The sequence below is a fragment of the Sphaerochaeta sp. S2 genome (genome assembly GCF_016406725.1).
Classification (GTDB): Bacteria; Spirochaetota; Spirochaetia; order Sphaerochaetales; family Sphaerochaetaceae; genus Sphaerochaeta.
This window is the reverse complement of sequence record NZ_JAEKNT010000385.1, coordinates 1-5716: the sequence shown is the minus strand read 5'-3', so window position 1 is coordinate 5716 and position 5716 is coordinate 1. Positions and strand designations below refer to the sequence as shown.

Below are 5716 nucleotides of genomic sequence, written 5' to 3'. Positions count from 1 at the left end.
GCCCAGCATCCAACAGATCATTGGGAACCCCTTCAAAGAATGACTTCATGAGAAATGTTCCAAATCCACTCATCAAACCTGGAAATAAAATCCCCCAATAGGTATCCAACCAATTGAGATTATTAGACATGATGAACCACGGGATGACCAACATCTCAGTAGGTATCATCATGGTAGAAAGGATCAAAAGGAAAATCAGCCGTTTCCCCTTGAACTCATATTTGCAGAGAGTGAACCCTACAATTGAGTCAAAGAACAGAACTGACAACGTGACAAGCATCCCAACATACAAAGAATTAAAAAACCAATACGGGAACTCACCGGTGGTAAGTAATCGTACATAATTTCTAAACGATGGATTCTCAGGAATCAGGGAGAGGCTGTACACCTCAGCTCCACTCTTCAAGGATGTTGCAAGCATCCATATGAATGGAAACAACATCGCAAGACCGAACAAGAACAACAAACCATGTCTCAGAATGGTAGTAAACCGTGTACTATTTCTCATCTCTTGCCACCACCATCTGTATTAGTGTCACCAGGAGAATCAGGAGAAACAGGATAACAGTCATAGCTGCAGCGTATCCCATCTTGAAACTCTTGAACGCACTGTCGTAAATATAGAGGACCAAAGGTTTCGTTGAATTCAGCGGTCCCCCCTCTCCCTGATAGGTCATGTTCATCACCTGGGTAAATATCCTCAAATAGCGAATAGTCCCTGTAATGCAGAGAAACACAATCGTTGGCTTGATCTGTGGAATTGTTATTTGAAAAAGTATCTGGCGATTGTTTGCACCATCGATACGAGCAGCCTCAAACAAATTGGGGCTGATAGCCTTGATCCCCGCCAGGAAAATGATCATCTGGAACCCAAGGTCAGCCCACACCGTGGTTGCAAGTATGGAAGGCAGTGCCTGTGTCTTACTGGTTAGGAAGGATTGGGTGGGAAGCCCAAGGGAGGAGAGAATGTTGTTGAAAATACCTATTGGAACCGGTTGGTACAACCACCTCCATACCCAGGCAACGGCAACCATACTCGTAATATAGGGGATGAAATACATTGCTTTGTAAAGACCATCGACCTTCTGCACCCGGTCAATCTGATAGGCTAATATGAATCCAATCAAGAGACTGATAGGAAGCCCAAAAACTACATACTTGAACGTATTTTGCAGGGTAATCCAGAACACTGGATCTGAAAACAACCTGGTAAAGTTCTCAAACCCTACAAAATTCATATTCTTGGAGACAATGTTCCAATCGGTAAAGGCGAGAAAAAACGCAAAGAGCGTTGGGTAAAATCGGATACTGACATAGAACACAAGAGGGACACTGAGAAAGACATACGCCCATCTTCGTTTTGTCCGTTCCACAGAATGCTTTGCTATTGTTGCCATCAATCACCTCTCTGCGTAGGACAGAAAAGAGGCTTAGGGACCTCACCCCCGTAGGGATGAAGTCCAAAAACCATATTCCTGCTACTTTTTCGTTGCATAGTATGCATCAAGAACAGCCTGTTCTTCCTGAGCAGCCTTGTTAACAGCCTGCTCAACAGAAGCTCCGTTCAAGACAACTTCATCATATGCATTGATCCAAACCATTCTCTGAGCATTTTCATCAATGAACTTAGTTGCCTGCGCATAGTCAAGTCCTCTGATGAACGGCCCATAGGTTGGATGGTTCTTGAACTCATCCTTGAGCGCAAGAGCCTTTTTTGCGGGAAGTTCGCCAATTGCAGGAAGCCACATCGACATGACTTCATCACTGGTGAGGAACTCCAAGAATTTGATTGAAGCTTCAAGCTCCTTACCTTCTGTAGTACTGGTAATACCATTGGCCCAGAAGGAAGCGAAGTTGGATTTCACTCCATTCATCTCAGGAAGCTCAGCAACTCCATAGTGCAAGGTATCCTGCAACTTGTTGAAGTTACCAAGGCGGAAGGACCCGTCAATGGTAATACCCATCTTGCCAGCACTGAACGCTGTTACATCATCTGTCATGTACTGCGGAACACCTACTTTGTGCTTCAATTCAAGATCAGTGAACCACTGCAATGCATCGTATCCGGCCTGAGAGTCATAGGTTACCTGGGTTGCATCCTCATTATAAGGGGTCCCTCCAAACTGACGGGTAAGGACCTCTCGCAACACATGGTGCATCTGGCCACGCAGCTCAAGAGTCATTCCTGCCTGCAGATAGTTGCCACTCTTGTCCTGTTTTGCAATCTTCTTTGCAAATGCAATCATCTCATCCATGGTCTTCGGCGGTACTTCCGGGTCAAGCCCTGCTTCCTTGAAGAGATCCTTGTTCCAGAACAGTGCAAGGGAGCGAACAGCTGTGGGAAGTGCGTAGTACTTGCCATCAAACTTTGCTGCCTCTACAAGCGGGAAGAACTCTTCCTCAATCCGGGAGTTCGAGAATACACTCTCAGGAAGTGGCTGCAGATATCCACTGTCAATATACAGCGGCAACCAACCATAGAACAAATTGATCACATTCGGCCCCTGTCCGGAGGGAACGGATGAAGCTACCTTCGTATTGTAGTTTTCATACGGGAATGTCTGCTGAACAACCTTGATATCGGGATTACGTTCCTCAAAGATCGTAATCAACTCATCCATCAAGGTTTTCTTGGTCTCGTAGAAATACTGCCAATACACAATCTCCGTGACATCCTTATCGGAAGCCGCCTGTGTCTCCTGTCCTCCTGCTGCATAGGTGAAGGAGAGAACCATCACCAACATCAGCATCAACACAATACCTTTTTTCATCATTTCCTCCTTTTGGATTGATGGGGGACATTTCCCCTAGTATTCTTGTATCTGATAGGGAGCGCAAGCTTTTTTAAACGCTTGTGCTACCCTCTCCAGCCGTAAATCAGGAACATCTGGACAAACAAATTGCATCTTTGGCTCTGTACCGCTAGCGCGAATATAAAGCAAGCTGTTCGTATCGTAGGAACAGACAAGCATGTCCATATCCTCTGGGAACCGTACCAATTGCATGTCCAATAATTCTCGTGTCAGCACCTTCCTCATCTCTTCATAAAGAGGAGAGCCTTCATACCAATGCTTCCGATCAATAGGACGAACCACAGTCTTATGCACACCCAATCGTACAAAGGGCATGGTTAGTCCTCTGTGAAATGCACCAATGACCAACAATCCTGTAAGAAGTCCATTACCACTGTACAGGCACGATCCATCCTTCATCGGGACGGGAAAAATGACATGACCACTATCCTCAGCACCCAAAAGCACTGAGTCCTCCATCCCATATCTGAGGTACCGATCTCCCACCCCTTTCACGTGCACCATTCGCTCTGGAAAGCGCGAAGAAAGCATGGCCTTCGTACCGGGATCACTCTCGATGGTGATGGCAAGCTGTTGTACGGCAGTGAAGCGTTCTGATAGGAGCAAAATCTGTTCATCACCATGGAGCACCGTGCAATATTCAGCATTCGGTTCAAGGACCACCACCATGCATCGATCCCCATCCCCATCAACAGCCAAACCATACTGTCGTACCTGTGATTCCTTGCTTTTTTCCACCATCCGCTCGATAAGTGAAGTTAGGTACGGTGGCTTGGAAGGAATCTGGAAATACTGTTCCAATACCGCAGCACCACAGCCCTTGTTTATGGTCCCAGGATTCACAGAGTCATTAACCACATCATATGAGAGCTTTAGAGAGTCACATATCTCTTGATAGCATTGCGAGACCGCACCATTTGCGCAGTCGATTGTAATCGAACAGTGACCAAGAACGTTGGTATCATCCGCTGTCATACAATTGAGAATGATCTCACTCAGTACGTTGCTTCCTCCCTGTCTTACATCAGGTACAGGTGCCAAGGTAATATTCGGGGACTGCAAGGCATATGCAAATACCTGCTCACTAATTGCATACTCTCCCAACACACCCTCTGGGTAGAGCTTCTTACCTTGTATGAAGCATTTAATCCCATTGAACTTCGCAGGGTTATGGCTTGCTGTAATCATAACCGCCAGCTGGTTGTGTATCAGGCTGTATGCGGCAACTCCAGGGGTTGGAAGAATGCCTAGATAATCCACAACATATCCCGTATCCCTTGCCGCAGCGGCCACGGAACGAACCAAAGCACGACCAGAGGTATAATCCCTCCCGTCCTCAGCAATTGCAAGATGCAGATTTCCACCTTGGCCATGTTCACGTGCCAAGACAAGAAACGCTTTTACTAACAGATAGCAGAAATTCGGACTGAGCAACCCATGCTCTTGGTATGCGAGGAGATCTAGCGCTACTGTTTCTTGGGCAGGTACTACAACACCCCGCACTCCATCTGTGCCATGAAATTTCAGTTTGCTTACTCTTACTATTGCTTGCAAGCTATGCGTTGCTACTGGAATTTGCACTTCCTGAAGCAACGACACAGCTTTCAGCACAGCAATTGCATAGGTTGTTCTCTCTCCCTCAACCAATGTAAGGAACTGTTGCATCACTGTCACGGAAACCCCAGAGTCTTTGGCATACGCCAAGACATCTTGCACCGTGAGTTCCTGTATAGTTGATTCGTCGATAAACAACATCCTTCTACCTCTTTCGTTAGTCCAGGAGTGCTTTGGCATGTGCCAAGTGTTCTTCTACAAATGTTCTTCTTGAAGGTGCCACCACATGTTCTCCAGGATTCCATTCACTGAACCAGTACCCAATGCGACCATCGGAGTTATGGCTAAGCATCAGATGTTCCCAAGCCTCCTCGATTGTCTCGTTACTCTTATGTTTGCGGTCACAGGCAATCAAGGCATCTCGCACTTCAACCGTAGCATCCCAAATTGATTGCGCAGCTCCTTCAGTGAATGTTTCAATTTTGGTATTTCCCAAGTAATCAGGAAGCATTATCTCCAGTGATTCATCACAAGAAGACATGGTTTCGCTAATGAAAGAGGGCTGAATACAATCGAGTTGAGAGAGTTTGGAGAGGAATTCATCCATAACCTCAAAAGTTCCCTCAAATCCACTATTAAACATATCAATGAAAATGGTTTCAGCATCACGCTTGAATAACAATAAACCACCTGGATGTGCTTCTGCGAACTCCCGGACCCCTTCAATGACCGTATCAACAGGAACCTGGCCTTTCATCATAAGTTTGAAAAATCGAGCTGGTGTTTGCGGAAGTTGATATACGGCTGGAACTGCAACAAGAGAGCGATCATCAGCTAGTCGCACTTTGAACGGAACATATGGATCTCTGGTAATACCTGCACTCTTGAGGCCTTTCTCTATCTGGGAGGCTAATGCAACAAACCATTTGACGCCCTCATCTGCTAACACCTCACCCATTTCACCACTATATGCAAATTCAGGAGGAAGAAATCCATCTGTTTCGACACCCAAGACTTCTCTGTCAATGTCCAATCCCTTTCTCATCTGTCTGCTAAATTCTTCTTTTTTTAGCAACTGCGGAATGGGATGAGTGTAGGTATAAGTACCAAGTTCTAAGGTCTTTCCGTGTAATTCCTTGATAGTGGCCAGTAAATCAGGTGCTTCGTTTTCCAGAAGCTTCGTAGTAAACCCGGAGAGGAAGCAATTTGCCTTCAAATGATATTTTTCAAAAAGATCAATGAGAGGACGATACCCCTTATTGATTATCTGAGCTTCATCCCCCACTTCTATCTCACAGCGTTGTACATTGAAATTAAATGCAAACCCCAACTGAATCATAGCGATCTCC

5 protein-coding genes are annotated in these 5716 nt (G+C 45.7%); all 5 read right to left on the bottom strand.

What is annotated here, in order from left to right:
* The coding region (locus JF818_RS11265; RefSeq protein WP_198892105.1) for a carbohydrate ABC transporter permease at nucleotides 1-508 on the bottom strand (508 nt) is incomplete at its 3' end.
* Entirely contained in the window at nucleotides 498-1397 is a 900-nt protein-coding gene (locus JF818_RS11260) for a carbohydrate ABC transporter permease (protein WP_198892104.1), read from the bottom strand. The genes JF818_RS11260 and JF818_RS11265, both read right to left, overlap by 11 nt.
* An 81-nt stretch (nucleotides 1398-1478) precedes the next feature.
* Complete coding sequence (locus JF818_RS11255) at nucleotides 1479-2771, bottom strand: extracellular solute-binding protein (RefSeq protein WP_233067422.1); 1293 nt, start codon at nucleotides 2769-2771, stop codon at nucleotides 1479-1481.
* 36 nt (nucleotides 2772-2807) lie between these two features.
* Nucleotides 2808-4568: a hypothetical protein gene (locus tag JF818_RS11250; RefSeq protein WP_198892102.1), complete on the bottom strand. Its 1761-nt coding sequence runs from the start codon at nucleotides 4566-4568 to the stop codon at nucleotides 2808-2810.
* Between the two features lie 16 nt (nucleotides 4569-4584).
* Nucleotides 4585-5716: polysaccharide deacetylase family protein (locus tag JF818_RS11245; RefSeq protein WP_198892101.1), on the bottom strand; the 1132-nt coding region annotated here is incomplete at its 5' end.